Origin of the sequence: uncultured Victivallis sp. (assembly GCF_944391105.1) — a bacterium.
GTDB lineage: Bacteria > Verrucomicrobiota > Lentisphaeria > Victivallales > Victivallaceae > Victivallis.
The window spans coordinates 1-23,511 of record NZ_CALXSK010000056.1 but is presented as its reverse complement, the minus strand read 5'-3'; the positions used below and the strand labels follow the sequence as shown (position 1 = coordinate 23,511).

Annotated in this window: 21 protein-coding genes and 1 pseudogene; 8 read left to right on the top strand and 14 right to left on the bottom strand. The window is 56.7% G+C overall.

From position 1 onward, the window contains the following. Nucleotides 1-493: 493 nt before the first annotated feature. From Q0K10_RS14060 to larB, 3 genes are read right to left on the bottom strand one after another with little or no spacing between them, the layout of a single operon-like run. Nucleotides 494-1,684 carry a D-alanyl-D-alanine carboxypeptidase family protein gene (locus Q0K10_RS14060; protein WP_294508196.1) on the bottom strand — a complete coding sequence of 397 codons (1,191 nt, stop codon included), beginning with the start codon at nucleotides 1,682-1,684 and terminating at the stop codon, nucleotides 494-496. Then, nucleotides 1,677-3,395, bottom strand: coding sequence for a 2-isopropylmalate synthase (locus Q0K10_RS14055; protein WP_294508194.1), 1,719 nt, complete (start codon nucleotides 3,393-3,395; stop codon nucleotides 1,677-1,679). The genes Q0K10_RS14060 and Q0K10_RS14055 overlap by 8 nt, the downstream gene beginning before the upstream one ends. Before the next feature lie 16 nt (nucleotides 3,396-3,411). After that, a complete protein-coding gene (gene larB, locus Q0K10_RS14050; RefSeq protein WP_294508192.1) occupies nucleotides 3,412-4,167 on the bottom strand; it encodes a nickel pincer cofactor biosynthesis protein LarB in 756 nt (251 codons plus the stop codon). Between the two features lie 98 nt (nucleotides 4,168-4,265). Here larB and murD point away from each other — a divergent pair, with 98 nt between their 5' ends. Next, a complete protein-coding gene (gene murD / locus Q0K10_RS14045; protein ID WP_294508190.1) occupies nucleotides 4,266-5,516 on the top strand; it encodes a UDP-N-acetylmuramoyl-L-alanine--D-glutamate ligase in 1,251 nt (416 codons plus the stop codon). Nucleotides 5,517-5,528: 12 nt separating this feature from the next. Here murD and Q0K10_RS14040 read toward each other — a convergent pair whose 3' ends face one another. The 3 genes from Q0K10_RS14040 to ilvB are packed head-to-tail and all read right to left on the bottom strand — an operon-like array spanning nucleotide 5,529 to nucleotide 9,234. After that, on the bottom strand, nucleotides 5,529-6,167 hold the full coding sequence (locus tag Q0K10_RS14040) for a hypothetical protein (protein ID WP_294508188.1): 639 nt from the start codon (nucleotides 6,165-6,167) through the stop codon (nucleotides 5,529-5,531). Between the two features lie 12 nt (nucleotides 6,168-6,179). After that, nucleotides 6,180-7,448 carry a 3-phosphoshikimate 1-carboxyvinyltransferase gene (gene aroA / locus Q0K10_RS14035; protein ID WP_294508185.1) on the bottom strand — a complete coding sequence of 423 codons (1,269 nt, stop codon included), beginning with the start codon at nucleotides 7,446-7,448 and terminating at the stop codon, nucleotides 6,180-6,182. Between the two features lie 19 nt (nucleotides 7,449-7,467). Then, entirely contained in the window at nucleotides 7,468-9,234 is a 1,767-nt protein-coding gene (gene ilvB / locus Q0K10_RS14030; protein WP_294508183.1) for a biosynthetic-type acetolactate synthase large subunit, read from the bottom strand. Between the two features lie 215 nt (nucleotides 9,235-9,449). Between ilvB and Q0K10_RS14025 the strand changes: the two genes are divergently transcribed. Genes Q0K10_RS14025 through Q0K10_RS14010 form a run of 4 tightly spaced genes read left to right on the top strand, consistent with a single transcriptional unit; the run spans nucleotide 9,450 to nucleotide 13,477 of the window. Further along, nucleotides 9,450-10,673 carry a L,D-transpeptidase family protein gene (locus tag Q0K10_RS14025; RefSeq protein ID WP_294508181.1) on the top strand — a complete coding sequence of 408 codons (1,224 nt, stop codon included), beginning with the start codon at nucleotides 9,450-9,452 and terminating at the stop codon, nucleotides 10,671-10,673. Nucleotides 10,674-10,702: 29 nt separating this feature from the next. Next, nucleotides 10,703-11,710 (top strand): acetyl-CoA carboxylase carboxyltransferase subunit alpha, encoded by a 1,008-nt coding sequence (locus Q0K10_RS14020; protein ID WP_294508179.1) that lies wholly within the window; start codon nucleotides 10,703-10,705, stop codon nucleotides 11,708-11,710. Next, nucleotides 11,707-12,186, top strand: coding sequence for a GNAT family N-acetyltransferase (locus Q0K10_RS14015; protein WP_294508175.1), 480 nt, complete (start codon nucleotides 11,707-11,709; stop codon nucleotides 12,184-12,186). The genes Q0K10_RS14020 and Q0K10_RS14015 overlap by 4 nt, the downstream gene beginning before the upstream one ends. A 7-nt stretch (nucleotides 12,187-12,193) precedes the next feature. Continuing rightward, entirely contained in the window at nucleotides 12,194-13,477 is a 1,284-nt protein-coding gene (locus tag Q0K10_RS14010; RefSeq protein WP_294508173.1) for a hypothetical protein, read from the top strand. A gap of 6 nt (nucleotides 13,478-13,483) precedes the next feature. Here the strand turns inward: Q0K10_RS14010 and Q0K10_RS14005 are convergent, their stop codons facing one another. Together Q0K10_RS14005 and Q0K10_RS14000 are read right to left on the bottom strand one after the other, a co-directional pair. Continuing rightward, complete coding sequence (locus Q0K10_RS14005) at nucleotides 13,484-14,314, bottom strand: AraC family transcriptional regulator (protein ID WP_294508171.1); 831 nt, start codon at nucleotides 14,312-14,314, stop codon at nucleotides 13,484-13,486. 370 nt (nucleotides 14,315-14,684) lie between these two features. Next, nucleotides 14,685-15,497 (bottom strand): helix-turn-helix transcriptional regulator, encoded by an 813-nt coding sequence (locus Q0K10_RS14000; protein WP_294508169.1) that lies wholly within the window; start codon nucleotides 15,495-15,497, stop codon nucleotides 14,685-14,687. Nucleotides 15,498-15,632: 135 nt separating this feature from the next. On the opposite strand from Q0K10_RS14000, the gene Q0K10_RS13995 reads away from it, so the two are divergent. From Q0K10_RS13995 to Q0K10_RS13985, 3 genes are read left to right on the top strand one after another with little or no spacing between them, the layout of a single operon-like run. Then, the gene (locus tag Q0K10_RS13995; RefSeq protein WP_294508167.1) at nucleotides 15,633-16,397 is read left to right on the top strand and encodes a TIM barrel protein; all 765 of its coding nucleotides are present in this window, start codon (nucleotides 15,633-15,635) and stop codon (nucleotides 16,395-16,397) included. After that, nucleotides 16,394-17,206, top strand: a complete 813-nt coding sequence (locus Q0K10_RS13990) for a ThuA domain-containing protein (RefSeq protein WP_294508164.1) — start codon at nucleotides 16,394-16,396, stop codon at nucleotides 17,204-17,206. Before Q0K10_RS13995 ends, Q0K10_RS13990 begins: the two co-directional genes overlap by 4 nt. A gap of 23 nt (nucleotides 17,207-17,229) precedes the next feature. Further along, nucleotides 17,230-18,294: a Gfo/Idh/MocA family oxidoreductase gene (locus Q0K10_RS13985; RefSeq protein WP_294508162.1), complete on the top strand. Its 1,065-nt coding sequence runs from the start codon at nucleotides 17,230-17,232 to the stop codon at nucleotides 18,292-18,294. A 179-nt stretch (nucleotides 18,295-18,473) separates the two neighbouring features. Here the strand turns inward: Q0K10_RS13985 and Q0K10_RS13980 are convergent. The 6 genes and pseudogenes from Q0K10_RS13980 to Q0K10_RS15655 all read right to left on the bottom strand — a co-directional run. Beyond that, nucleotides 18,474-18,820 (bottom strand): annotated as a pseudogene (locus Q0K10_RS13980) (transposase); the annotation flags it as partial. Beyond that, entirely contained in the window at nucleotides 18,771-19,073 is a 303-nt protein-coding gene (locus tag Q0K10_RS13975) for a transposase (protein WP_294508160.1), read from the bottom strand. The pseudogene Q0K10_RS13980 and the gene Q0K10_RS13975, both read right to left, overlap by 50 nt. Before the next feature lie 164 nt (nucleotides 19,074-19,237). Beyond that, on the bottom strand, nucleotides 19,238-19,984 hold the full coding sequence (locus tag Q0K10_RS13970; protein WP_294508158.1) for a D-lyxose/D-mannose family sugar isomerase: 747 nt from the start codon (nucleotides 19,982-19,984) through the stop codon (nucleotides 19,238-19,240). A gap of 51 nt (nucleotides 19,985-20,035) precedes the next feature. Next, nucleotides 20,036-21,706: a sialidase family protein gene (locus Q0K10_RS13965; RefSeq protein WP_294508156.1), complete on the bottom strand. Its 1,671-nt coding sequence runs from the start codon at nucleotides 21,704-21,706 to the stop codon at nucleotides 20,036-20,038. A 19-nt stretch (nucleotides 21,707-21,725) separates the two neighbouring features. Next, on the bottom strand, nucleotides 21,726-21,944 hold the full coding sequence (locus Q0K10_RS13960; protein WP_294508154.1) for a hypothetical protein: 219 nt from the start codon (nucleotides 21,942-21,944) through the stop codon (nucleotides 21,726-21,728). Nucleotides 21,945-22,524: 580 nt separating this feature from the next. Continuing rightward, entirely contained in the window at nucleotides 22,525-22,716 is a 192-nt protein-coding gene (locus tag Q0K10_RS15655; protein ID WP_366943020.1) for a helix-turn-helix domain-containing protein, read from the bottom strand. Nucleotides 22,717-23,511: the final 795 nt, after the last annotated feature.

The window sequence follows — 23,511 nt, the reverse complement described above, 5'->3', positions numbered from 1 at the left end:
ATACGTGTAAGTTAATCGCCATAAATTACACGCCGCAAGCAGAAACCGCGAACGTCAGCTATTTATCATACCATCTCTGATTATAATACTGCAGGATATGTGATTCCTCCTGATGAAAAAGCCATTATTGAAGTCAACGATAAAGTTTTCACATTATTTATTCCTGCACGTAAAATGATAAAACAATATCTAAGGGGAGAAGAGGAAAAATTACTACGGGGGCCTATATACTCTGCCCCTATTTCAGATGGTTTTTTTTCCAGTCATTACGTACTCTATGTCGAAGCCATATTCGATAATAGTCTAGAGTTATACCTTTCGGATTCTCTTCTGACTCCAATTCATACTTTTAACTGGTAAAAGAGGCGTACAAGAAGCAATGAGTCTATAATAATGAGCAACTTGCATTCAAAAAAGATCAAACATGATCTCTCATGACATCTAAAAAAAAGGGGGCGGGAAACCGCTCTTCCCGCCCCGCGTCAATCCGACGTTATTTCTTCTGTTCCAGCTCAGCGGCCCGCTTGTAGCCCCATTCGATCAACTTCTGGCAGAAGGGGTCGCGTTCCTTCGATGCGGAGTCAAACCCGGTCACGCAGCCGATGATCCGGCGCCCGTTGCGCAGCACGCTGAAGGTCAGACAGTAACCGGCATCGTCGGTATATCCGGTCTTGAGTCCGTCCACCCCCGGGTAACGCGAATTGACCAGACGGTTGGTGGTATTCAACATCGTGCGCTTCTCTCCTTCGCGAATATAGTCGAGCCGGGTCGAACTCCATTCGAGATATTGCGGATACTGCAGCAGATGTTCCGCAAGAATCATCAAATCCTGCGCGGTGCTGACCGAATTGCCCTTCTTCCGGTCCGGCAGTCCGCAGGCACTCACGAAATTGCTGCTGGTCATGCCGAGTTCCAGCGCTTTCGCGTTCATCTTCGCGACAAATGCCTCCTGGCTGCCGTTCCCCAGAAACATCGCGATCTGGACGGCGGCATCGTTCGCACTCTTGATGGCGGCAGCCTTCATCAGATCCGACAGCGGAAAGGTCTCGCGCGGGTCGAGCCAGATGATCCCGGTCCGCGGCACCTTCAGCACCTCCGGCGAAATCTTCACGGAGGAATCGAGCGAAAGTTTCGGATTCTCCTCAAGCTCCTCGAACGCAGTGTAGAGCGTCATCATCTTCACCATCGAGGCGATCGGAACCTGTTTCGTCGAATTTTTCTCCCAGAGTACATTGCGGGTCGACAAATCAATCATGATTCCGGTTTTTGCACCGCTGCTGCCGGGAATTTCCCGGGCAGAAAAGTCGCCGCGTTTCGCATGTTCAAAATGGAACGGGGTCCCGAACTCCGGATCATTCGAAGGCTTCTTATACCGCCAGTCGCGCTTCTGCAAGGCAGCCGACCGCCGCTCCCCCTGCGAAGGTTCAGACGAGGCCTCCTCATCGTCACCTCCCCCGAAGAGCCAGGACCAGAAGCCGCCGGACTTCTTCTCTTCCTCCGGAGCCTTTTCCGGCTCCTTCGAGGCCACCTCCCGGGGCGGCTCCTCCGAAGAAGCCGCTGTCGAGGAATCCGCGGGCGGACGATGCCCGGCCACGATACAGCTGACCGCAATCACGTGAATGAGAATGATGACAATGAAAATTCCGCCGAGGAGTTTCCAGCGGGCCCGGTTCACTTCATTCATGGTCGGGCGCTCCCTCCTCTTTTTGGAAGGCCCCCATGGCGGCGGCGCGGTTCATCGCACTGACCAGCGCGGCGATTGCGGCGCGGTCGATATTCGAATGCTCGCCCGATCCGTAGATCAGATGTTCGCCGTTGGCGCCGCAACGCAATCCGACAAACGCGATGGCGTGCGCATCCGCATCTTTCCCGAGCGTGCTCTCGGAGAAATCTTCGAGCTTGAAAAACGGCATCAACCCCGAACTCTTGAGCGAGTGAACCACCGCCGACAACGGTCCATTCCCCTGCCCGGTCAATTCATACTGCTTCCCATCGATGAACCAGGTGAAGGTTGCGCCGGAGCGGTCGCCGACCGAGGCGCGCTGATAATTCTCCATGCGGTATCTGCCGTCGATGTTCACGAAGGCGGCGTTGAAGATTTCACGCAGTTTTTTCGAGTCGATCTCGCCGCCGGTCTCGTCGATGTACTTCTGGACGACGGCGCCGATTTCGGGGTGCATGCTCTTCGGCGGATAGATGCCGAACTCTTTTTCAAGCACATAAACAACGCCGCCCTTGCCGGACTGGCTGTTGATCCGAATGAGTTTCTCGTACTGACGGCCGAGGTCGGCCGGGTCGATGTGCAGATATGGAATCTTCCACCCCTGCCGGAAGAATTCGGAAATCTCCTGCCGACGCTCAAGTCCTTTCCGGATCGCGTCCTGATGCGAACCGGAGAAGGCCGTGAACACCAGATCTCCCGCATAGGGATGGCGCGGATGCACTTCGATTCCGGAGTTGCGCTCGACAATCCGGACGATCTCCGGCATATTCGCGAACGAGAGCCCGGTCGAAATCCCGCGCGATTCAAGATTCAGCGCGAGCACCGAGAGATCGAGATTGCCGGTTCGCTCCCCGTGCCCGAAGATCGTTCCCTCGACGCGGGTCGCCCCCGCAAGAATCGCCAGTTCACTCGCAGCCACCGCGCATCCCTGGTCGTTGTGGGCGTGAATGCTGATCGCGGTTTCCGCCAGATACGGATATTTGCGGCAGAAGAGTTCGATCATATCCGCGTACTGATTCGGCGGCCGCCGTTCGACCGTCGCGGGCAGATTCAAAATGAAATCGCGCGGGGTTGACGGCCCCCACTCCCGCTTGACCGCACAGCAGAGTTCCACCACGAAATCGAGATCGCTGTCGGTGAACTCCTCAGGCGAAAATTCGTAGCCACACACCTCCGTAAGTCCCTCGCGGGTGATCGCTTCGCGCACAAGTCTCGTCCCTTCGACCGCCATTTCGAGAACCTGCTCCCGGGTGTGATTGAACACAAACCGGCCATGCAGATCACTCGTCGGGACGTAACAGTGGATAATCGCGCGCTTCACGCCGCGCAGCGATTCCGCGGTCTTGTCGATCAGGTGCTTGCGCGCCTGGGTCAGCACGGAGATCGTCACGTCATCCGGAATCAGATTCTCCTCGATCAGCATCCGGACAAAGTGGAAATCGTCCGCCGAGGCGGAGGGAAACGCCACTTCAATCTCCTTGAATCCGATCCCGACGAGCATATTGAAATATTCGAGCTTCCGCTCCGGGGTCATCGGTTCCGGCAGTGCCTGATTGCCGTCACGCAGATCGACGGACGCCCAGACTGGCGCTTTGGTGATGAGACGATCCGGCCACTGCCGGTTTTCGATCTTCACCGGCTCCGGATAGCGATATTTCGGATAACTTTCCATTTTCTGCAACCGTATGTTAACTTTTTTTGTCTGTCCCGATCATTCTCGCCGCCGCGCAGGCCGCTCCAAATCCGTTGTCGATGTTGACCACGGTCACGCCTGACGCACAGCTGTTCAACATTCCGAGCAGAGCGGCAACGCCTCCGAAAGCGGCCCCGTAACCGACACTGGTCGGAACCGCGATCACCGGGCAGCGGACAAGTCCGCCAACCACGCTCGGGAGAGCCCCCTCCATTCCCGCGACCACGATGCACACGTCGGCGGCCCGCAACCGTGCGAGAGAAGCAAAAAGCCGTTCGATCCCGGCCACGCCGACATCCACCACCAGTTCCGCGCCGATGCCGCACGCTTCGAGCGTGTGAAGCGCCTCTTTCGCGACGCCGAGGTCGCTGCTCCCGGCCGTGACAACCAGCACCTTCCCGGTCAGCTCCCGCTTCCGATCGCGAATGCGGAAAGTCCGGGCCGCCGGATCATACTCCCCTGCGGGAAACGACTTCACGAGCCGCGCGCCCAGCTCCGCCGGAATCCGCGTCGCCAGAACAGATCCGGTACGGGCGTGGATCTCCGGAATGATCTCAAGCAGCTGCTCAAGGCTCTTCCCCGCGCCGTAGACGAACTCCGGGAACCCGCAGCGGGAGTGCCGTGCATGGTCGATTTTCGCCTCTTTCAGCTCCGCGACCGCTCCTGACGCGGCGGCCAGTTCCGCCACGGCTTCCACAAAGCCGAGACGCCCCGCAGCAGCCTCTTCGAGAATTTTATCTTTCGCTCTCATGATGAATGAAAGAATATAACTTGCGGCAGTCGAAATATCAAGTTATATTAAGAACGTTATCCCTAAAAAAATGCCATTGAAACGCCGAAGGAAACACCATGCAGCACTGTTTGATTCTCGGCGGAGGACTCTCGGGAAAGGCGGCGGAACGGCTGGCCGCCTCACTCGGGTTTTCGACCGCGATTCTCTCCGACTCACCGGACCTGGATGCCGACGCCGCCGTTGCGAAAGCCGATCTCATCGTGACCAGCCCCGGCATGAAGCCGCTCGTCTCACCGCTCTGGCAGGCAGCGATGCGCCGCGCGGAAAAGGGGCAGTGCGAATTCATCAGCGAACTTGAATTCGGATTCCGCCACTGGCCGGGCAGGGTTCTCGCGATCACCGGAACCAACGGAAAAACCACGACCACCGAACTCACGGCCGCACTGCTCTCCGCCGCGGGCGTCGAAGCACGCACGGCGGGGAACATCGGACTGCCGCTCTCGGAGCTCGCCGCCGATCTGCGCGAGGGGAAACTTTCCCCCGACGCGCTGCCGGTGGTCGAGGTCAGCTCTTTTCAGCTCGAGCGGAGCGACACGTTTGCACCGTTTGCCGCGGCATTGCTGAATCTGGAATCGGATCACGTCGACCGCTATGCGGGCGGATTTGAGGAGTATGTCGCTGTGAAAAAACGGATTTTCGACCGGGTCGCGCCGGAAAACCGCGTTTACGGCCTCTCGATGGACTCCCCGGTTCCGCGCCGGGTCACACTTTACGGCGACGCGTTGATGATCGATGAAGAGGAAGTGCTGATCGATCTCGGCAACACCGCACTCTCTGCTCCGCACAACCGCGAGAACCTCGCGGCCGCAGTGGAGCTCTGTCTGCGGGTGCTCCCGCTTGACACAGTTCTTTCCCCGGAATTCCGGCTCGCGATTCACACCTTCCACCCCGGCCGTCACCGCCAGGAACTCGTCCGGGAAAAGGATGGAATCCGTTACGTGAACGACTCCAAGGCGACAAATCCCACCTCGACCGTCGCGGCACTGCGGTCGATTCCGGGGACGGTCGTACTGCTGCTCGGCGGGCTCGACAAAGAGATGGACTTCTCTCCGCTCGCACCGTTCGCCGACCGGATCCGGTTCGCGGTGCTCTACGGGGAATGCCGCGCAAAAATCGCCGCCGCACTGCCGGACTCGATCCCGACCGCCGACTGCGGAATGGAATTCGAACGTGCGATTCAAACCGCATGCGAACATGCGCGGCCCGGAGATACCGTTCTGCTCGCTCCCGCCTGCGCAAGCATGGATCTGTTCCGCGACTACAAGGAACGCGGCGACCGGTTCACGGCGTTCGTGAAGCAGCTCTGAAAAAGCGCGGCGTCACTCACCGGGAAAGCGGAAAAACGCGTCGTCGAGCGGGACATTCCACTCCACACGGCGCGTTTCGTACTCCACATCGTCGATGCGCAACCGTCCCGGGATGTTCCGATCCCCCTCGCACCGAAACGCCGAGGGCAGAAAACGGCGCGTCACACCATCGCGCAAGACCGTTACCGACTCAAGCCGCCCCGTTGTCCCCTCCAATGCGATGAGCGCCGTGGTCAGATAGCGATCGCGCCGTCCGAGCAGCGTGTAGACATTTTCCGCACCGGGGCGGGGGAAAAGTTTCAGGTCGCCGAACAGTTCCGGCGCGGGGCGAATGGCAAAAAGCAACTGAAAAATCCACGTCGCATCGTTGCCGCCGACTTTCCCGTTCCGCCAGCATCTCGTCCCGTCAAAAACAACAACGGGCTTCCCGTCACGGAGGAGCGCACCTTTCTTTCCCTTTCGCAGAAACTCAAGTCTGTCCGGCCCGGTCAGAACGATCCGCGCCGACTCGACCGGCACCGCCTCCTTCCCGTGCATGAAAGAATAGAGTTTGATCAGCAGCTCGTTCCGGGTCGGCGGCTTCGCCTCGGCCGCGCCGACAAAAAAAAGCGGAGTCATCGCCGCAAACAGGATGATCCGCCACTTTTTCATTTTTGCAACCCGTTATAAAACAGTAAAATCCGCTCCGATATTCTGGAAATCACGGATAAAATCCGGATAAGTGACGGATGCGGATTCCGCCCGGTCAATCACCGTCTCCCCTTCGGCCGCGAGCCCGGCGACTGCGAGCGCCATCGCGATGCGGTGGTCGCCGAAACTCGAAACCTCCGCCCCGTGCAGCGCGCCGCCGCGAATGATCATTCCATCCGGCAGCTCCTCGACCTCCGCCCCCATCTTCGCGAGTTCGGAGGCCATGACCGCAATCCGGTCGGTCTCCTTGACGCGCGCCTGCGGCACATTCAGAAGCCGGGTCTCCCCCTCCGCCAGCGCCGCCACAACCGCCATGGCCGGGAGCGCATCCGGGGTTTCGTTCATGTCGATCGTACAGCCGCGCAGCTTTCCGCCGGTCGGCAGAACAGCGAGCTCCGTCCCGTGTTCGATCTTCGCGCCCATCTGTTCGAGATAGGAGAAAACTTTCTTGTCCCCCTGCGCATCGGAGAAATCGAGATTCCGGATCACGACCCCGTCCCCGCAGAGCGCCGCCGCACAGAGTGGAAACGCCGCGGTTGAGAAATCCGCCGGGATCACCCGCCGGAACGCCGGAATCTTCTGCCCGCCCGGAATGCGCCAATGCAGCATGTCATCGCTCTTCTCATAGCGAATTCCGAACGCGTCCAGCCAGGCAAGCGTTATGCTGATATAGGGCTTCTCATGAAGGAAATCCAGATCGACCGTCGAATCCTCCGCAAGCGTCGGCAACATGAAGAGCAGCGACGTGAGAAACTGCGAAGTCGTGCCGTCCACCTTCGTCGCGCCCCCCCTCAACGGCCCCTGAATCGTAAACGGACATTTTCCGTTCGTGGATTCAATCCGGCAGCCGAGCGGGACAAGCGCCTCGAAGAGCCCCGCCATCAAACGCGTCCGCAGACTCTCGTCGCCATCGAAACGGATCGGAAAATTCTGGCTGGCGCAAAGACCGGTCAGCATCCGCATTCCGGTTCCGGAGTTGCCGAGATCGAGTGTGCGACCGGGATCCGCAAATCTCCCGCCCGTTCCCGTGATCTCCCAGAAGCCGTCCCCCTCCATCACGTTTGCCCCGAGCAGTTTCGCGGCTTCGAGAGTGGAGCGCGTGTCCGCCGACTCCAGCGGAGCGACCAGCGTACTGGCCCCCTCCGCGGCAAGTGCGGCGGCGATTCCGCGGATCGTGTGAGACTTCGACCCGATCACGGCGATTTCGCCGCAGACCCGGGATGGCCTGACCAGAAGTTTCATGGCACACCTCTCCCGCAGGTTATTCCATGATGATGGTCGTGTAGTCTCCGCCCGGCGGGATCATCGGCAGAACGTGTTCATCATAGCCGGTGTAAACGTCGAGCAGGAACGGTCCGTCGTATGCGAGCATCTCCTCGATGGCCGGCGCAAGCTCCTCGCGCTTGAACACCCGCCTTCCCGGAATTCCGTACCCGGAAGCGATCATGACGAAATCCGGGTAAGGCCCGCCCGTGCAGCGCGTACCGTCGCAGTGGTCGCAGTCCTTCCCGGCTCCGCAGCCGTTCGAGCCCTTGCAGCGGCCGAGCACCGTGTTGCCGCGGTTGTGATCGTAGAAACGATCCTCCCACTGAGCGACCATGCCGAGGTGCTGGTTGTTCAGGATGATCATCTTGACGTCGATCTCCTCGACGAAAAGCGTGCCGAGTTCCTGAATGTTCATCTGAAAACTGCCGTCGCCGTCGATGTTGATGACGGTCTTCTCCGGACAGGCGATCTTTGCCCCCATCGCCGCCGGAAGTCCGAACCCCATCGCGCCGAGACCGCCGGAGGTCAGCAGCTGACGCGGAAAACTGTAGTCGTAATACTGCGCCGCCCACATCTGGTGCTGGCCGACGCCGGGAACGATGACGGCTTTCCCATCGGTCAGACGCGAAAGCTCCTGCATGACGAACTGCGGCTGCACATGATCGGGCTTCACGCGGTAGGAGTTGTACGGATACTTCGCTTTCCACTCGGCAATGCGGGCAAACCAGTCGGCATACTCCTGCCGGAGCGGATGCTCGTTCAGCGCGGCAAGCACATCCTTGATGTTGGCAACAATTCCGAGATCGGCAGGTTTGTTCTTGTTGATCTCGGAGTCGTCGATGTCGACGTGAACGATCTTCGCGCGGGTCGCGAACTTCTGCGGATTTCCGGTCACACGGTCGTCGAACCGCGCGCCGAACGCGAGCAGCAGATCGCACTCGTTCGCGGCGTAGTTGCCGAACACCGACCCGTGCATGCCGAGCCAGCGCAGCGAAAGCGGGTGCTTTTCCGGAAACGCCCCGATCCCCATCAGCGTGGTCACGACCGGGATGTTGTAACTCTCGGCGAACGTCAGAAGCTCAGCGGAAGCCCCCGCCGAAATGATTCCACCACCGGCGTATACACAGGGCCGCTTCGAACCGGCGATCAGTTCACGGATCTTCTCCGCATCGGCCGGATCGAACACCGGATCGGGATGATAGTAGTTCAACGCGACCGGCACGTCGAAGTTGAATTCAACCCGCTGCTGCTGAACATTCTTCGGAATATCGACCACCACCGGCCCCGGACGACCGGACGAAGCGATGTAAAACGCCTCCTTCATGATCTGCGGAATATCCTTCGCGTCAAGCACGAGGAAGCTGTGCTTCACGATCGGGCGGGTCACTCCGATGATGTCGGTCTCCTGAAACACATTCTTCCCGATCATTGCGCTCGAAACCTGACCGGTGATGAAGACGGTCGGAATCGAATCCATATAGGCATCCGCAATGCCCGAGACAAGATTCGTCGCTCCGGGGCCGCTCGTGGCCATGCAGACACCGACCTTGCCCGAGATCCGGGCGTAACCTCCTGCGGCAAACGCACCCCCCTGCTCATGGCGGGGCAGAACCACGCGCATCTTCGACTTCGAAAGCGCCTGGTGCAGTTCGATCGCCTGGCCGCCCGGATACGCAAAGACGACGTCAACCCCGAGGAGCTCCAGGCATTTTATCGTGATTTCACTGCCTTTCAAAAGAGAGGGCGTCTTTGGTGTATCCATTGTTTTATTTCCTTACGCTGTAATGATTTCTCCGGTCTGACCCCGGCAACGCCCGGGATTTTCCGCATTTTCCCCCGGCTCCGGTTCAGTCAATCGGTAAATATACCGCTCTTTCCGGCAAAAATCAAATTATCTCATTGAAAAACAGGGATGTTGCACTATATTATTCCTGTTTCGCTGTAACGTTCATGAAAACGGAAGGACAAAAAACGGATATGGCAAAGATCGATTACGAGTTCGATCAGGGAGACGGGAGACCGGACAGAACCGGAATGCGCCTGCGTCTCGTGGCGATTTTCCTCATCGTCGCGGCCCTGACGTGCGGGATCATCTATTTTCTGATCCCGAAGTCCGACGGGGAATCCATGGAGAACCGTCCTGCCGTTCCGCAGGAGGAGGAGAGCACGCCCCCCTCCGTCGATAACGAAAGCGTCCAGACGAAAGAGAGTCGGAGTCCGGTCGACCTCCCTCCCGGAACGGAGAGCGAACTGCCGCAGCAGCCGGAGGAACAATCGCCCGATCCGGAAACGACGGATGAAGAGCTCCCCGACGGCGAAGACCCTGCCGAGTCCGATCAGACCCCGCAGCCGGAAGAGGCAACGCTGCTCCCGGAAAAGGGCAAACCGTGGATTGGAGACCCGATCATCGACCGCCCCGACGTGCCGAAAACCGAAATCCCGGCCGACGTGAAGCCGTCGCTCGACGAGGCGTTCACCCGCGCAGAAGCGGACCTTGAAGAAAAAAATTACACCGCTGCGGCGGAAAACGCCCGCGCTATCCTGGAAAACGCCTCGGTCATTCCCTACTCCTCCGAGTGGCGGCAGGCGGCCGCACTGCTCACGGCGGCGAACCTCACGGCGTTCGAAACCCGGGCGGAAATGGGGAAATCCACCCTGATTCATCCGGTGAAACCCGGGGAGAGCTACAGCGCCCTCGCCGCGAAATACCATACGACGATCGATGCGATCAAACACTACAACCGCGTTCCGGAAAAAGACAATGTGCTCCGGATCGGCAAAAAACTGCTGATCCATCCCGGTCCGTGGAAGATCGTGGTACATAAGGGTCCGCGCGTTCTGGAGCTCTACAACCGCGATGCGCTCTACGCGGTTTTCGACGTCGGACTCGGGCGGCTCGGCAAAACTCCGACGGCAAAGTTCGTCATCTCAAGCAAACTGCGCAATCCGGACTGGTACATGCCCGGCGGCGGCGTCGTGAAATACGGCGATCCGGAGAATCCGCTCGGCAACTATTTCCTGAAACTCGCTCCGACCGGCAGTCCGGACCGCCCGCTGCTCGGATACGGGATCCACGGCACGCAGGACGAATCGGACATCACCCGCTCGCTCAGCAACGGCTGCATCCGCATGCGCGACGCGGACGTTTCCAAACTGTACATCATCGTTCCGGCCAGGACGCCGGTTGAAATTGTCGAATAAATACTTACCACCCAAGGGAGTTCACCATTATGCCGGAAATCCATCTGGAATTCGAAAAACCGATCATCGAACTGCGCAAGAAACTTCAGGAGCTTCAGGAGCTTTCCGAAAGCAGCAAGCTCGACCTCTCCGCGGAGATCGGTTCATTGACCAACCGCATGAACGAGACGATGAAGGAGATTTACAGCTCGCTCACTCCGTGGCAGCGGGTTCAGCTTGCGCGTCACCCGGAACGTCCCTACACGCTCGATTACATCAACTACATTTTTCCGAACTTCATCGAACTCTCGGGTGATCGCCGGTTCCGCGACGACAAGGCGATCGTCGGCGGCTTCGCGAAATTTCAGGGCAAACCGGTCATGGTGATCGGAACCCAGAAGGGACGCGACATGAAATCCAACGTCTACCGCAATTTTGGCTGGCCGAGCCCGGAAGGGTATCGCAAGGCGATGCGGCTCATGCAGCTCGCGGACAAGGCGGAAGTGCCGATCATCACGCTCATCGACACCCCCGGAGCCTTCCCCGGAATCTCCAGTGAGGAGCGTCATATCGCCGAGGCGATTGCGGTGAACCTGCGGGACATGTTCACGCTGCGGGTTCCGATTGTCTCGGTCATCATCGGCGAAGGCGGCTCCGGCGGTGCGATCGGCATCGGCGTGGGCAACCGGATCCTCATCATGGAGAACGCCTACTATTCGGTCATCACCCCGGAAGGGTGTGCCGCGATCCTCTGGAAGGACCGCAAATTTGCGCCGCAGGCGGCGGAAGCGCTGCAGCTCACGGCGGAGAAACTGTTTGAACTCGGCATCGCCGACGGCATCATTCCGGAACCGTTCGGTGGCGCTCAGCGCGACCATGAACAGGCCGCCAAACTCGTCGGCGAGGCGATCGCGAAACAGCTCTCCGAACTGCGCAAGCTCTCCGGCTGCAAGTTGCGCGAACAACGCTATGAGAAATTCCGCACCATGGGCAAGTTCACGGAACTCCCGCTCGCGCCGGAAGCCCCGGCCGAAGCAGCAAAAGAGGCCGACGAGTGAAAAATCTCCTGACGGTTCGTGAAGCAGTCGAATCGGATGTCAAAAAAATTCATGAACTCCTGACGATCTATTCGGAAAAGGCGATCGTCCTTGCGCGCAGCGAGGAGGACATCCGCTTCTATCTCGGCAACTTTCTGGTCGCCGAGGTGGGCGGCGTGGTTCGCGGCTGCGCCGCCGCACGTGACTTCGGCAACGATTTGCTGGAAGTGCGTTCGATGGTGGTCGAGCCCGGTTTTCAGGGCAAGGGGATCGGCCGGGCCATGATCGAAGCTCTGATCGCGGGGCTGCGGATTCGCCGGAAGAAGTTCCGGCTCTTCGCGCTGACTTATCAGGTCGAGTTTTTCAAGGCGCTCGGCTTCCGGGTCGTCGACCGCAGCCTCTTCCCGGAGAAAATCTGGAGCGACTGCGCGAAGTGTCCGAAAAACGCCTGCTGCGACGAAACCGCCATGCTGATCGAATTCCCCCCGGAGGAGTGACCCCGGCATGAAGCCAGAAGGGAAAAAACGGGCATGGCTCTGGATTCCGACCGCCTACTTCGCCGAGGGCGGTCCCTTCATGGCCGTGTCGACCGTTTCGGCCATTCTCTTCAAGTCGCTCGGGATGGAGGATCGTTACGTCGCACTCTGGACCAGCCTCATGATGCTGCCGTGGTCGATCAAACCGCTCTGGGCTCCGTTTGTGGATATGTTCCGCACGAAACGGCAGTGGATTCTCGCGACCCAGCTCGTCATGACTCTCCTGTTCACGGCCATGGCGGGACTGATCGTGAAGGAGAGTCTTTCGCTGATTCTCATCGGAACTTTTTTTCTGCTGGCGTTCGCCTCTGCGACCCACGATGTCGCCGTGGACGGCTTCTACCTCATCGCACTCGACAAACATGAACAGGCGTTCTTCGCCGGGATTCGCGGAACCTTCTACCGGATCGCCTCGGTGTCGGTGCAGGGAGGACTCGTCACTCTGGCAGGCGTAGTGGAACACTGGAACGGCAATCTGCGGCTCGGCTGGGCGCTGTCGCTCTTCTGCGCGGCGGCGGCGATGGGAGCGGTGTTCCTGTGGCATCTTTTTCTGCTGCCGCGCCCGGCGGAGGATCGGACGGCGAAGAGGGAAGTCGGAATATGTTCCGATTTTCTGAGCTCGTTCCTGAGTTTTTTCCAGATGAAGGGGATCGTCTGGATTCTGCTTTTCCTGTTTCTGTTCCGCCTGGCGGAGGCGCAACTCGGAAAAATCGCCGGATTGTTTCTGCAGAGCAGCCCCGAACAGGGAGGCCTCGGCCTGAGCCTCGAAGCGATCGGCACACTCTACGGAACGATTGGACCGCTCGCCCTGATCGCGGGCGGAATCCTCGGAGGAATGCTCGTGGCCGCCCGCGGCTTTGCGAAGTGCATCTGGCCGCTGGTCTGCGCGATCAACCTGCCGGACATCGTCTACGTCTACCTTGCAGTGGAACGTCCCGCCTCGCTCTGGGCGGTCGGCGGCTGCATCGCGCTGGAACAGTTCGGTTACGGGCTCGGATACACGGCGGTGCTGCTGGTCATGGTGGCGCTCGCGGAGAAATCCGGCAGATTCAAAACCAGCCATTTCGCAATCATGACCGGCGTGACGATTCTCGGCATGATGCTGATCGGCGGCATCTCCGGCTACGTGGCGGAGCATCTCGGCTACGTGGGCTTTTTCTGGTACGTCATGGTCTGCACGATCCCGAGTTTCCTCATAACCGTTCCAATCGTGAAACTGATTCCGGCGGAGTTCGGAAGCAAATCGGCTTGATCCGCCTCAAATTTTCCGGCGCAACGCACGGAACTGGGTTGGAGAAACTCCCTTCTGGCGCTTGAAGAAGGTGGAGAAATAAAATTCACTGCTGAATTTGAGCCGGGAAGCGATTTCCCGAACCGGCATCTCCGTATGCAGCAGATAACGCTCGGAAACCGCCATGAGCTCATCCATGATGAATGTCTTGAGCGGAATGCCGAAATCGCTGGAGAAGTGGCGGGAGAAAGTGTCGCGTTTTACACCGGCTTCATCGGCAATCTCCTCAACCCCCATCTCGGCATTGATGTTGTTATGGATGTAACGCAGAATCCTTCCATACTTCCCGCTCAGATCGCAGAACTGCTCAATACGGCGGATATCGGGCTCGAGAAAACGGGCAAAGAGCTGCCAGATCAGCGATTCAAAACGGCAGAACACCTCCCAGTCCGGCGGCGTGGCGATCACGCCGGCAAACTCCCGGAGCTGTTCCGGATCGACGGCGACCTCGCGACATCCGGTCTGCCCCTCAAACACTTCAACGCCGGGAAGAATGTAAAGCTGAAAATGCAGGCTCAACAGGCTGATCCCCGGCTGAAAATCATACGATATTTCCGCTTTCGGAGGCACGAAGTAGGCAAAATTCGGTCGCAGCTCAAACTCCTGTCCGCCGGAATGGTTCGTCATGCGTCCGCCACCTTCGAGCACGAGAAAGCAGCGGTTGAAGGAAAAGGAATTTTTCCCTTTCCAGACAAAACGTGCGTTTGCCAGTTCCAGCAGCCGCAGTTCGAGAAGACTGTGATATTTCCGCAACAGGGAAAAATCGACGCCGTCCTTATATTGATAAAATCTGGCCATTTCAGCTTACCTCCGCTTAACCCTCAGCCTCCCCCATTAGTCAATATAACGAATCGAGCGGGAAATGCAAGCGAACGAACCTCTTACCTTGCCTGAATGTAATGAAAGGCATACCCGTCCTGGAAATTGTCAAAAGGGGAGATCCCATTGCGTGTTCCCCCATGAAATCCCTTTTGACGGAAGGATCGGAAAAAACCTGCATTGCGATATCCCATTGTTTGCCGGTTGCAAGTTCCGGAATCGAGGCAGAACGGGGAACGGGATTCCTCCGCGGTTTCACCTTTCGCGTTCACCGGCCCGGTCCGAACCGCAGGAAGGGGGGCGATGCCGCTTTTGAGGGACATCCCGATCCATCATCAGAAGCGTAAGCTCAGCTTCGCCGACGACTCGGAAACTCCCGGCGATATTTCAATGGCGAAAGTTGAAACCTCTCCTTGAACAGCCGGGAAAAATAAAACTCACTGCCGATGCCGCAGAGTTCCGCCACAGCTGCGACCGACAGCGAAGAGTCCGTCAGCAACGTCGCGGCCAACTCAAGACGGCAATGAATCAGAAACTGCCCGGGAGGAAGTCCGGCGACAGTTTTGAAGAGGCGTCGAAAGTGATGTGGAGTCAAACTTCTCTTTGCCGCCTCCGCAGTGAAATCCCACGTTTTCTGCGGATGGTGTCGCACCTCCGACACCAGATGGCGGAAATACTCTTCCTGAAAGGCGGGCAATCGCGGCTCGGCAAGTTCCGATTCATGGAACTGCAGCAGCAAATCCTCATAAAGCAGTACCGCACGCGGCGGGGTGAGCGGCGCCGAGCGACGCAACAGCTGCATGATTCGCAGCATGGTATCGAGAAACCGATCCGGGTCGGCGATTTTCCGAACCGGATTTTCCAGGTCGATCGGCAGGAGTCCGCTTTCCACGTATCTCCCGATCCGTTCGCCGTGAGAACAGAGAAAACTGTGATACCGCGTCTCTCCCGGGAAGTTTCCGTATTCAAAAAAGGCCCCTGGATGAGTGATGAAGGCGTATGCCCCCTCGTACTCCTTCACCGCCCCGTGATTCAACGCAAAGTGAAACCGCCCGGCGTGGTTGTACTGCACCCCGTAGTAGACCGGAACATGGCGCGACTCCCCCTGATGATCCGGCGTCGAATCGTAAAGACTGAAAATATGTCCGTCAAAAAAGTTCATCGATTATCCGTTTTGTGCAAAAAACAGTTCCTGCCGTTCATTCTCGAACATCTGTATTTATGGTATAATATATACATATCCGGCAAAAAAAACAAGAATCGGCCGGAATATCAACCTGATGAAAGGGACATATCCATGGAACAAATGAAGATTGCGGCGCAATTATACAGTTTCCGCGATTACATCAAAACTCCCGCCGGAGTGCGGGATACGTTGCGGCGGTTGCGGCAGATCGGCTTCAGCGCCGTTCAACTCTCCAGCTCGATCGCACCGATGCCGGATGAGGAACTGCGCCGGATGCTGCAGGAAGAGGGGATGATCGCGCCGACCAGTCACGAACGCGCCAAAGATCTGATCGAAAAACCCGAACAGACCATCGAACACCTGCTCGCACTGGATTGCCACCATACCGCGTATCCATACCCGGAGTGGATACCAACCGGGAAAGGAGAAGCCGTCGCCTTTGCAAAAGAGTTGAATCAAACTGCGGAAAAATTCCGCCAGGCCGGAATCGATTTCGCCTACCACAACCATGCGATTGAGTTCCTGCGATTCGAGGGGAGCACGATACTTGAACTCATCTACCGGAACGCACCGCTTGTGAGCGGCGAACTCGACACATTCTGGGTCCAGAAAGGAGGCGGAGATCCGGTCGACTGGCTCTCCAGGCTCAACGGCAGAATCAAAGTTCTGCACATCAAAGATTTCGGAGTAAACCAGAAAGGAGAAACGATCATGATGCCGATTGGCTCCGGAAATCTCGACTGGAAGCGGATTTTCTCCGCGGCCGAAACGGCCGGAGTGGAGTACTATGTGGTCGAACATGACGGAGACTGCGCGGATCCGTTCGAGTCGTTCGCCGCAAGCATGCGGTTTTTGAAAGGAAACTTCGTCTCATGAAGAAGACAAAGGTCGTCATCTGGAACGAATTCGTTCACGAACGGGAGGCGGGTGCAGCGGGTGATTATATCCGCACCATCTATCCGGAGGGGATTCATACGTTTCTCGCGGAGAAACTGGCCGCGGACGATCTCGAAATCCGCACCGCCACGCTGCAGGACCCGGAATATGGACTCCCGGAACCAATATTGAACGAGACGGAAGTGCTGGTCTGGTGGGGGCATTGCGCGCATGATCAGATCGATGATTCGCTGGTCGACAAACTTCAGCAACGGATACTGGCCGGAATGGGACTGGTGGTTCTGCACTCCGGTCACTATTCAAAGATTTTCCGGCGCATGATGGGGACGAGTTGTCGGTTGCGCTGGCGGGAAATCGGGGAAAAGGAGCGGCTCTGGGTGGTCGACCCGGCCCATCCGGTCTCGGCAGGAATTCCGGAAACATTCACGCTGCCGCATTCGGAAATGTACGGGGAACCTTTCGGGGTGCCGGATGACGGGAAAATCGTGTTTCAGTCGTGGTATGAGGGCGGCAATGTGATGCGCAGCGGCATTGCGTTCCGGCGCGGAGCAGGTAAAATCTTCTACTTCTCCCCCGGCCATGAGACCTACCCGATTTACCACGACGCCGTCATTCTGCGTGTGATCGGCAACGCGATCCGCTGGGCGGCCGGAACGACTCTACCGCCGCGAATCACTCCGCAGCCGGAGCCGCTGGAACGGGTGATGACGGAAAATCCGCTGAAAAATCTGGACACCAGCGGACTGCATGCCGTCAAAACGCCGCAGCAAACTTTCACAAAGAATTAAAATCATTCTCAGGAGAATACAGGATGAACCAGGCAATCAAAGTTGGAATTCTCGGGATGGGCCGTGCCGGACTCGGCATGCACGCCCGCGAGATTGCGGAATACCCGGATCGATTTGAACTTGTCGCGATTGCGGATCATGATCCGTCGCGGCTCGAAAATCTGTCTGCAGTTCCGGAACAGGCAAAACGTTATACCTCGTGTGAGGAATTGATCGATGATCCGGCTGTCGAGCTTGTATCGATCGCGTTGCGCCATCCGGATCACGTTCCCTATGCAATTCGCGCGCTCGAAGCGGGCAAGTACGTGAATATTGACAAACCCATCGCCGTCAATTATGAAGAGGCCTTGAAACTGGAAGCGTGTGCCCGTCGTCATCCGGGCAAACTGTTTGCTCGTCAAAATCGCCGGTTTGAAGGGCCGTTTCAAAAGGCGCGTCAGCTGATATCGACCGGCGTACTCGGGAAAATCACTTTGATCAAACTGCACCGTGCCTGTGGTTACTGCCGCCGCAACGACTGGATGACGATGACGGAATTTGCGGGGGGACTTCTGACCAACTGGGGGCCGCACGTGATTGATCAGGCGTTACAGCTCATCGGTTCACCAGTCGCTGACATGTGGGCAGACGTGCGTTCAGTCATCAGCATTGGGGATGGTGATGATCAGATTAAACTGCTGCTGCGCGGAGAAAACGGCATCGTCGCCGACCTTGAGATTTCCGGAACCAATGCGAAACCGGGACGCGAAATGGAAATCTGGGGAGAACGCGGAACACTCGTTTACGATCCGACAGTCGGAGCAATCGAAATGCGGTTTGTCGATCCGGAATGTAAATTCAAGCCATTGAAGCCGCATCGGGAAAATCCCCCCATGGAGTACGGCAACTTCGATGAGAAGCTGACTTTCATTGAACAGCGGGTTGAGATACCGTTCATTCCGATGTCGGAGATCTGGAAATACATATACGAGTCGGTCAGAAACGGGAAGCCGTTTCCGATCCGGCTGGAAGAAGCGGTAGAAGTGGTTCGTCTCTGTGATGAAGCATTTCGCCTGAGCGGGTTCAAGCCGCGAGCGTCTGAGGCGTGAAAGTCGGATTGTGTCTGAAATTCTGGTGCATTTGCTTCCAAAAGACGGCAGATTGCAAACGTAATTCGGCTCCGCCTGTGCAACTGAGCTGCTCCTCCGGGGCTCTCTGATCGGTTGTGCAGGCGGAGTCTCCCGCTTTTTTTTACCTTATACCGTCCGCCTTCGTAAAGTTTGCAAGTATTCATGTACTGCAGAGTGCCCCATTTTGTCGTGGAAATATGTCTGAGTCTGGCTCCGACCAGCATCATCGCCGAGTACCCATCCGGAAAGCTGCCGACAACCCGGGTTTGGCGGCGAATCTCTTTCATGATGCGCTTGAGACCGTTATTTGTCCGCAACCGGCTCCAGCGTTCATACGGGAAGTCATATAAGACAACGTCTCCTCCACGCTGGTTTCTAAAAAACTTGCGATCCGTTCCAGTTTCATGGCTTCTAATTTTTCAGCCACGAGAGCGGCTTTCTGCCGGGCAGCCGATTTATCTTCTTGAGCATGAATTGCCTTGAGCATCGCCACCACCTCGCGAAGGTGTTTCCATTTCTCCCGCTTGGGTCAGGAGTTTGCGTTTGTAGCTCCCGGCTCGCATATCCTGCCGATCCTCCGGGCTGCGCTGATACCTCGAAGCCTGACAGATTGCATTGGCTTCCGCATTCAGGAGCGCATTCAGCGTATCCTCGACGGACTGTCGAACCAGTCCGTCAAGATGCGTCAGAATCTCTTTTTCATCGATTTTAATCGCTCCGGAGATTGCCTTTTCGTTTTCCTGCGCTGCATTTTCCATGGCCTGTTTTCCTTTCTTTTGATTACGGTCTGGTCACTGTAATCCATCAGAAGACAGGCTTTTTTTTCAAGTGCCCTCTCTCAAAATGTGCGCAATTTTCCGGACGTTATCAGAACCTGTTTTATGGATCATCTCTGAGTGAAGGTAATTTTTTTTGCACAAGCTCATCTTTGCCCGGAGCGCAATATACGATTGTTCGCAGTATCAGGTATGGCAGCCGGATACTCCTGGCAGAGATAATATCTGCGCGGTTCATCCTCATCCAGTTGGGGGAAACGGTTACCTCCATTGATGAATACATTGTCGGAACGATCATCGCAGACACTCGATACTTCGCCGGAAACCCCATACCGTATTCCGTCGATTACAAGTCCGTTACCACCTTCTCCCCAGAACTGATGGATCGTTCGCGGCGGCAGACATATACTTTCTCCTGGGCGGAGCTGAACCCGTGATCCGGAGCGAATCGTACGTGAAACCCCATCCACAGAAATCTGCAGATCCCCTCCGGCAGGATTTCCTTCCGGATCTGAGGCGGTCAGTTCCAAAACGATAAAACCGTTGCCGCGATTGATGATGTCTTCCCGCTTGCTGCGGTGAAAATGAGCCGGAGCACGTTGCCCTTCCGGATCAAGGATGAATTTCTCGGCGTAACTCTTCGGATAATGCGGGTCATTGTGCCGACCGTTGCGCAGGGTAAAGAGCGTTCGCCCGATGTTTGTAAAATCATCCGAGCCGAAATCGGTCACATCCCATCCGAGCATGCAGTCTCGAATCTCATCGGCCTCATGACCACAGCGGTTCCACTGCTCCACACTCCAGACGGCGAACTCCGGAAGTTTCAGACCCGTTGCATCAAATACAATCCGCGCAATCTCAATACTCCGGTTAATTACGGAACGTTTCAACATCTTACTTTCTCCGTGTTTTCTGATTAAACCGGTTCCGACCGGTTGGAAAATTCATTGTTCCCTCACTTCCACTGAGTCGAGTTTCAGGCGGATCTCCTGTACCATCGCACGTCCCATCGGCCATTCGGGCGGTTCGTAGAGTCCGCCGAAGGCCACTTTGCGCAGGATGCGTCCGGGCCGATCCAGCACGGTCCGGCCGTCGAGACGGATTTGCAGACGATCGCGTTCCAGTGTGACCGCGAGCCGGAACGGCTTGCGCATTTCGAGCACGGCGAGTCCCTGTTTCTTTCCGGAGGCATCGCGGAATACCAGCAGATCCCGGGCATGTTCCGGATCCCACTCAGTCAGCACAATTCCGCCATCACGACTCTTTCCGCCAAGGGTGAGCAACGGAAAATCATCCTCCCTGCGGTAGAAAAGTTCGAGTTCCGCTGCGATCGTCACGGAGTCGGCGCGGGTCTGCGGTTCGGTCAGTACCACTCCCAGCGTCGCCCAGCGGTGCCCGAAGCGGGCAACTCCATGTTCCCGGTCGATAATCAGTCCGGTACGGCCGCCCCGCGGCAGGAGGAACGGTTCTGCGAAGTCCGGCAATGTCTGTACCACCGCCCCCATGATTGAATTCGGATAGGTATAAGCCAGGTAGAGTTTGCCGTCTTCCACAAATCCATTCGGATAAAAGGCCCGGCCACCGTCTGGTTGAACGACCGGTCCCGGCAGCAGCAGATCAGGATCGCAGACCGGCGAGGCGTAGAGCGACAGGAAAAAACGATCCTGATCGATTCGCGCCGGAAGATTCACAACCCAGTCGTTCATCACCATCAGCAGTGTATCCGGCCCGCCGCTCCGGGCGACGGAATAGTTGCGGCAGATGATCGAATCGACCTCAATCGGTCGGCACTTCGACCAGTTCTCGCCGCGGTCGGAACTCTCCGCGTAAAGAATCATCCAGTGCGGCTTCATAAAGGGATCGAGTTCACGATTTTCCTGGGAGCTCGAATTGCGGATCAACATACCGATCTTTCCGTTCCCCTGTTCGAAAAGCATCGGTTCCCAAATTCCGAGATATTTCGCTCCTGGAAGTCTGGTCGAATCCTCACCCAGCTCCTCCCACGTGACGGCCTCGGCCAGCCGGCTCCAGTGCCACGATTGCCCACCATCCCGGCTGATAAGGCTGGCTGCGTAACGCGTATCCCCAACCAGATACTGTTCGGCTGCATACGGCAGACTCGCCGGAAACAGCATGACATCGTCCGAGGTGAGCAGTCCGTGATTGGTCGGAAATCCCACCACCTCGCCCTCAAGTTCCGGCGGAGCAGCTGGAACTTCCACGTTTTCCCAGTGCAATCCGTCAATTGAGCGGGCGATGAATGTACGGCGCGCCTTGTAGTCGCACCACGCACAGAAAAGTGTTTCGTCGTGGTAGTTGATGAATGCGGGCTGCCACTGGTTGTCGGACTCCACCGGATTGCGGCAGCCCGCCGCAGCCGTAAAAAGTTTCACCGGCGTCGACCAGTGGATGAAATCATCCGAAACGGAGAGGAAATTGAACTGTCCGGGGACTCCCTCCGCGCCGGTTTCATTCGCATTCCACGAGGCGAGAAATTTTCCCTTGAACCGGACGATGTCCACATCGTGGTTATAACACAGATATGGTTCGCGGCCCTTGCGCGGACAGTAGATCGGGTAAAACGCGACTTCGGGTTCGTAAATTGGAAGCATCATGATGAAAATCCTCGCTGGGTTATTTCTGCGGCCCGCAGTCTTCGGTGCCGGAGCCGTAGAGAATAGATGTTTTCACGTCTGGTCCGGAGTTGGAGATCCGGTTGTTTTCGATTGCGATGTGCCGACAGAGCTGCACGCCGCAGGCTGCGTGCCAGCCGGCGATTTCCGGCGGACACGCATCGTTCACCGCTGCGGCAAACATCAATGCGGTGACGAGGGTCAACAACATCTTTTTCATCGGCCTCTCCGGTCTTTTTTGCAATGAATTCAGAAAATCGATCCACCATTCGTCTCCCCGGATATCATCCACATTCTCCTGAACTTCCCCATAACTCTGTGTGATGCCCCGTCCGTCCGCCATCTGCAGATTGACCCGATCCGTATGACGACGGCTCGCACTCCCGATATTCGAGGTGGTCAGCCTATTCTTCTGCTTCCGGCTCCGCACTTCGTTTGCTTCGTATTGGTCTGTTGTTCCTGTTGTGCTGCAACGTTCTGAACTCAGAAACGCCATCCGCGGTCCCGGCTGCGGGATCCGCGACAACTTGATGGGAAGTGTCTTCCCCTCCCGCGCACCGGCCGCTGCGCCTTAGATGCCCGGCATCGGAACAACCATTCAAAACCGCATCGGCCATTTTAAAATTATCATCACAACAAATTTTATTTATTATAATACCGGAATGATAATGGGAAGTCAATCGGTATTCATACTAAAAACAAGACATGTAATATCAAAATTCAGACATTATCCGGAATTTGCATCGAAATGTTGTCTGCAAAATGATGGAGGGAAACCCGATCAGAAACCGCACCTGATATTATTTCAGGCTCAGGTGGTCGCGATAATGAGCCGGAGTGACATTGCGGTATTTTTTGAAAAATACGATGAAATGGCTGGGGCTGCTGAATCCGAGCGCCGCTGCCACATCCGCTACCGTATTGGCGGGATCTCCCAGCAACCGTTCAGCATGAGCCAGCCTCCGAAGATCTGCATATCGGCGGATCGACATTCCGTATTCGGCACGAAAAATCCGGTTGAGATGTCGGGCGGAAAAATTAAACTGGCTGGTCAGCACATCCATTTCGAAGGTGCGATTCACCAGATCTTCTATGCGCATTTGAATATAATGAGTGATTTCCCTGTGTGTTCCGGATCGTTCATCGGTCGAGCCCCCGGACAGAGGCTGAAAATTCTGAAGAATATCGAACAGCAACGCGGAAATCTCATATTCCAGTACGAGGCGGCTGAAACATTTTTTTCGGCGGCATTCCGTTTCGATCATGCGAATCAGGTTGAATTGAGTCTGGGACAAAGTAAATCGATAATGATTCTTTTCCAGAATGTCATTAAGGTTTTTCAGAAACATAACTCCATTCGGCCCGGTGGGAGTCAGCGAGAGTTCCATGGAACGGATACAGGAATTTTCGCTTTGACTGTAACGCCGGTGAAGCTTCCCGGCGGGGAGAAAAAACACCTGACGGTTTTCCGCGTTATTGGAAATTTTCACGCCGTCGACCAGATAATTCATTTCCCCCTGAATCATCCAGGCCATCTCGTAAAACGGATGTTCGTGCTCCGGAATTTCCACCTTTCCGGAATGAACTGCATCGTAGAAAACCGAAATTCGGATCTCCACCTCAATCCCCTCTGGCCGGAACGGAGGCATCGCATTGATAATTTCACTGATCGTTTGATTGAAAGACTCCATGCAATAGAATTTATATGTAAAGAGGTAATTTCAAAAGTTTTTAATTCGGCGGGATGAAAAAAGAGGCAGAAGGTTCATCTTAACTCTGGGACTATC

Bases quoted from the DNA above. Each gene is read 5' to 3' on its own strand.
- Q0K10_RS14060 (WP_294508196.1), bottom strand. From the start codon at position 1,684: ATGAATGAAGTGAACCGGGCCCGCTGGAAACTCCTCGGCGGAATTTTC.
- Q0K10_RS14055 (WP_294508194.1), bottom strand. From the start codon at position 3,395: ATGGAAAGTTATCCGAAATATCGCTATCCGGAGCCGGTGAAGATCGAA.
- larB (WP_294508192.1), bottom strand. From the start codon at position 4,167: ATGAGAGCGAAAGATAAAATTCTCGAAGAGGCTGCTGCGGGGCGTCTC.
- murD (WP_294508190.1), top strand. From the start codon at position 4,266: ATGCAGCACTGTTTGATTCTCGGCGGAGGACTCTCGGGAAAGGCGGCG.
- Q0K10_RS14040 (WP_294508188.1), bottom strand. From the start codon at position 6,167: ATGAAAAAGTGGCGGATCATCCTGTTTGCGGCGATGACTCCGCTTTTT.
- aroA (WP_294508185.1), bottom strand. From the start codon at position 7,448: ATGAAACTTCTGGTCAGGCCATCCCGGGTCTGCGGCGAAATCGCCGTG.
- ilvB (WP_294508183.1), bottom strand. From the start codon at position 9,234: ATGGATACACCAAAGACGCCCTCTCTTTTGAAAGGCAGTGAAATCACG.
- Q0K10_RS14025 (WP_294508181.1), top strand. From the start codon at position 9,450: ATGGCAAAGATCGATTACGAGTTCGATCAGGGAGACGGGAGACCGGAC.
- Q0K10_RS14020 (WP_294508179.1), top strand. From the start codon at position 10,703: ATGCCGGAAATCCATCTGGAATTCGAAAAACCGATCATCGAACTGCGC.
- Q0K10_RS14010 (WP_294508173.1), top strand. From the start codon at position 12,194: ATGAAGCCAGAAGGGAAAAAACGGGCATGGCTCTGGATTCCGACCGCC.
- Q0K10_RS14005 (WP_294508171.1), bottom strand. From the start codon at position 14,314: ATGGCCAGATTTTATCAATATAAGGACGGCGTCGATTTTTCCCTGTTG.
- Q0K10_RS14000 (WP_294508169.1), bottom strand. From the start codon at position 15,497: ATGAACTTTTTTGACGGACATATTTTCAGTCTTTACGATTCGACGCCG.
- Q0K10_RS13995 (WP_294508167.1), top strand. From the start codon at position 15,633: ATGGAACAAATGAAGATTGCGGCGCAATTATACAGTTTCCGCGATTAC.
- Q0K10_RS13990 (WP_294508164.1), top strand. From the start codon at position 16,394: ATGAAGAAGACAAAGGTCGTCATCTGGAACGAATTCGTTCACGAACGG.
- Q0K10_RS13985 (WP_294508162.1), top strand. From the start codon at position 17,230: ATGAACCAGGCAATCAAAGTTGGAATTCTCGGGATGGGCCGTGCCGGA.
- Q0K10_RS13975 (WP_294508160.1), bottom strand. From the start codon at position 19,073: ATGGAAAATGCAGCGCAGGAAAACGAAAAGGCAATCTCCGGAGCGATT.
- Q0K10_RS13970 (WP_294508158.1), bottom strand. From the start codon at position 19,984: ATGTTGAAACGTTCCGTAATTAACCGGAGTATTGAGATTGCGCGGATT.
- Q0K10_RS13965 (WP_294508156.1), bottom strand. From the start codon at position 21,706: ATGATGCTTCCAATTTACGAACCCGAAGTCGCGTTTTACCCGATCTAC.
- Q0K10_RS13960 (WP_294508154.1), bottom strand. From the start codon at position 21,944: ATGAAAAAGATGTTGTTGACCCTCGTCACCGCATTGATGTTTGCCGCA.
- Q0K10_RS15655 (WP_366943020.1), bottom strand. From the start codon at position 22,716: ATGTCGATCCGCCGATATGCAGATCTTCGGAGGCTGGCTCATGCTGAA.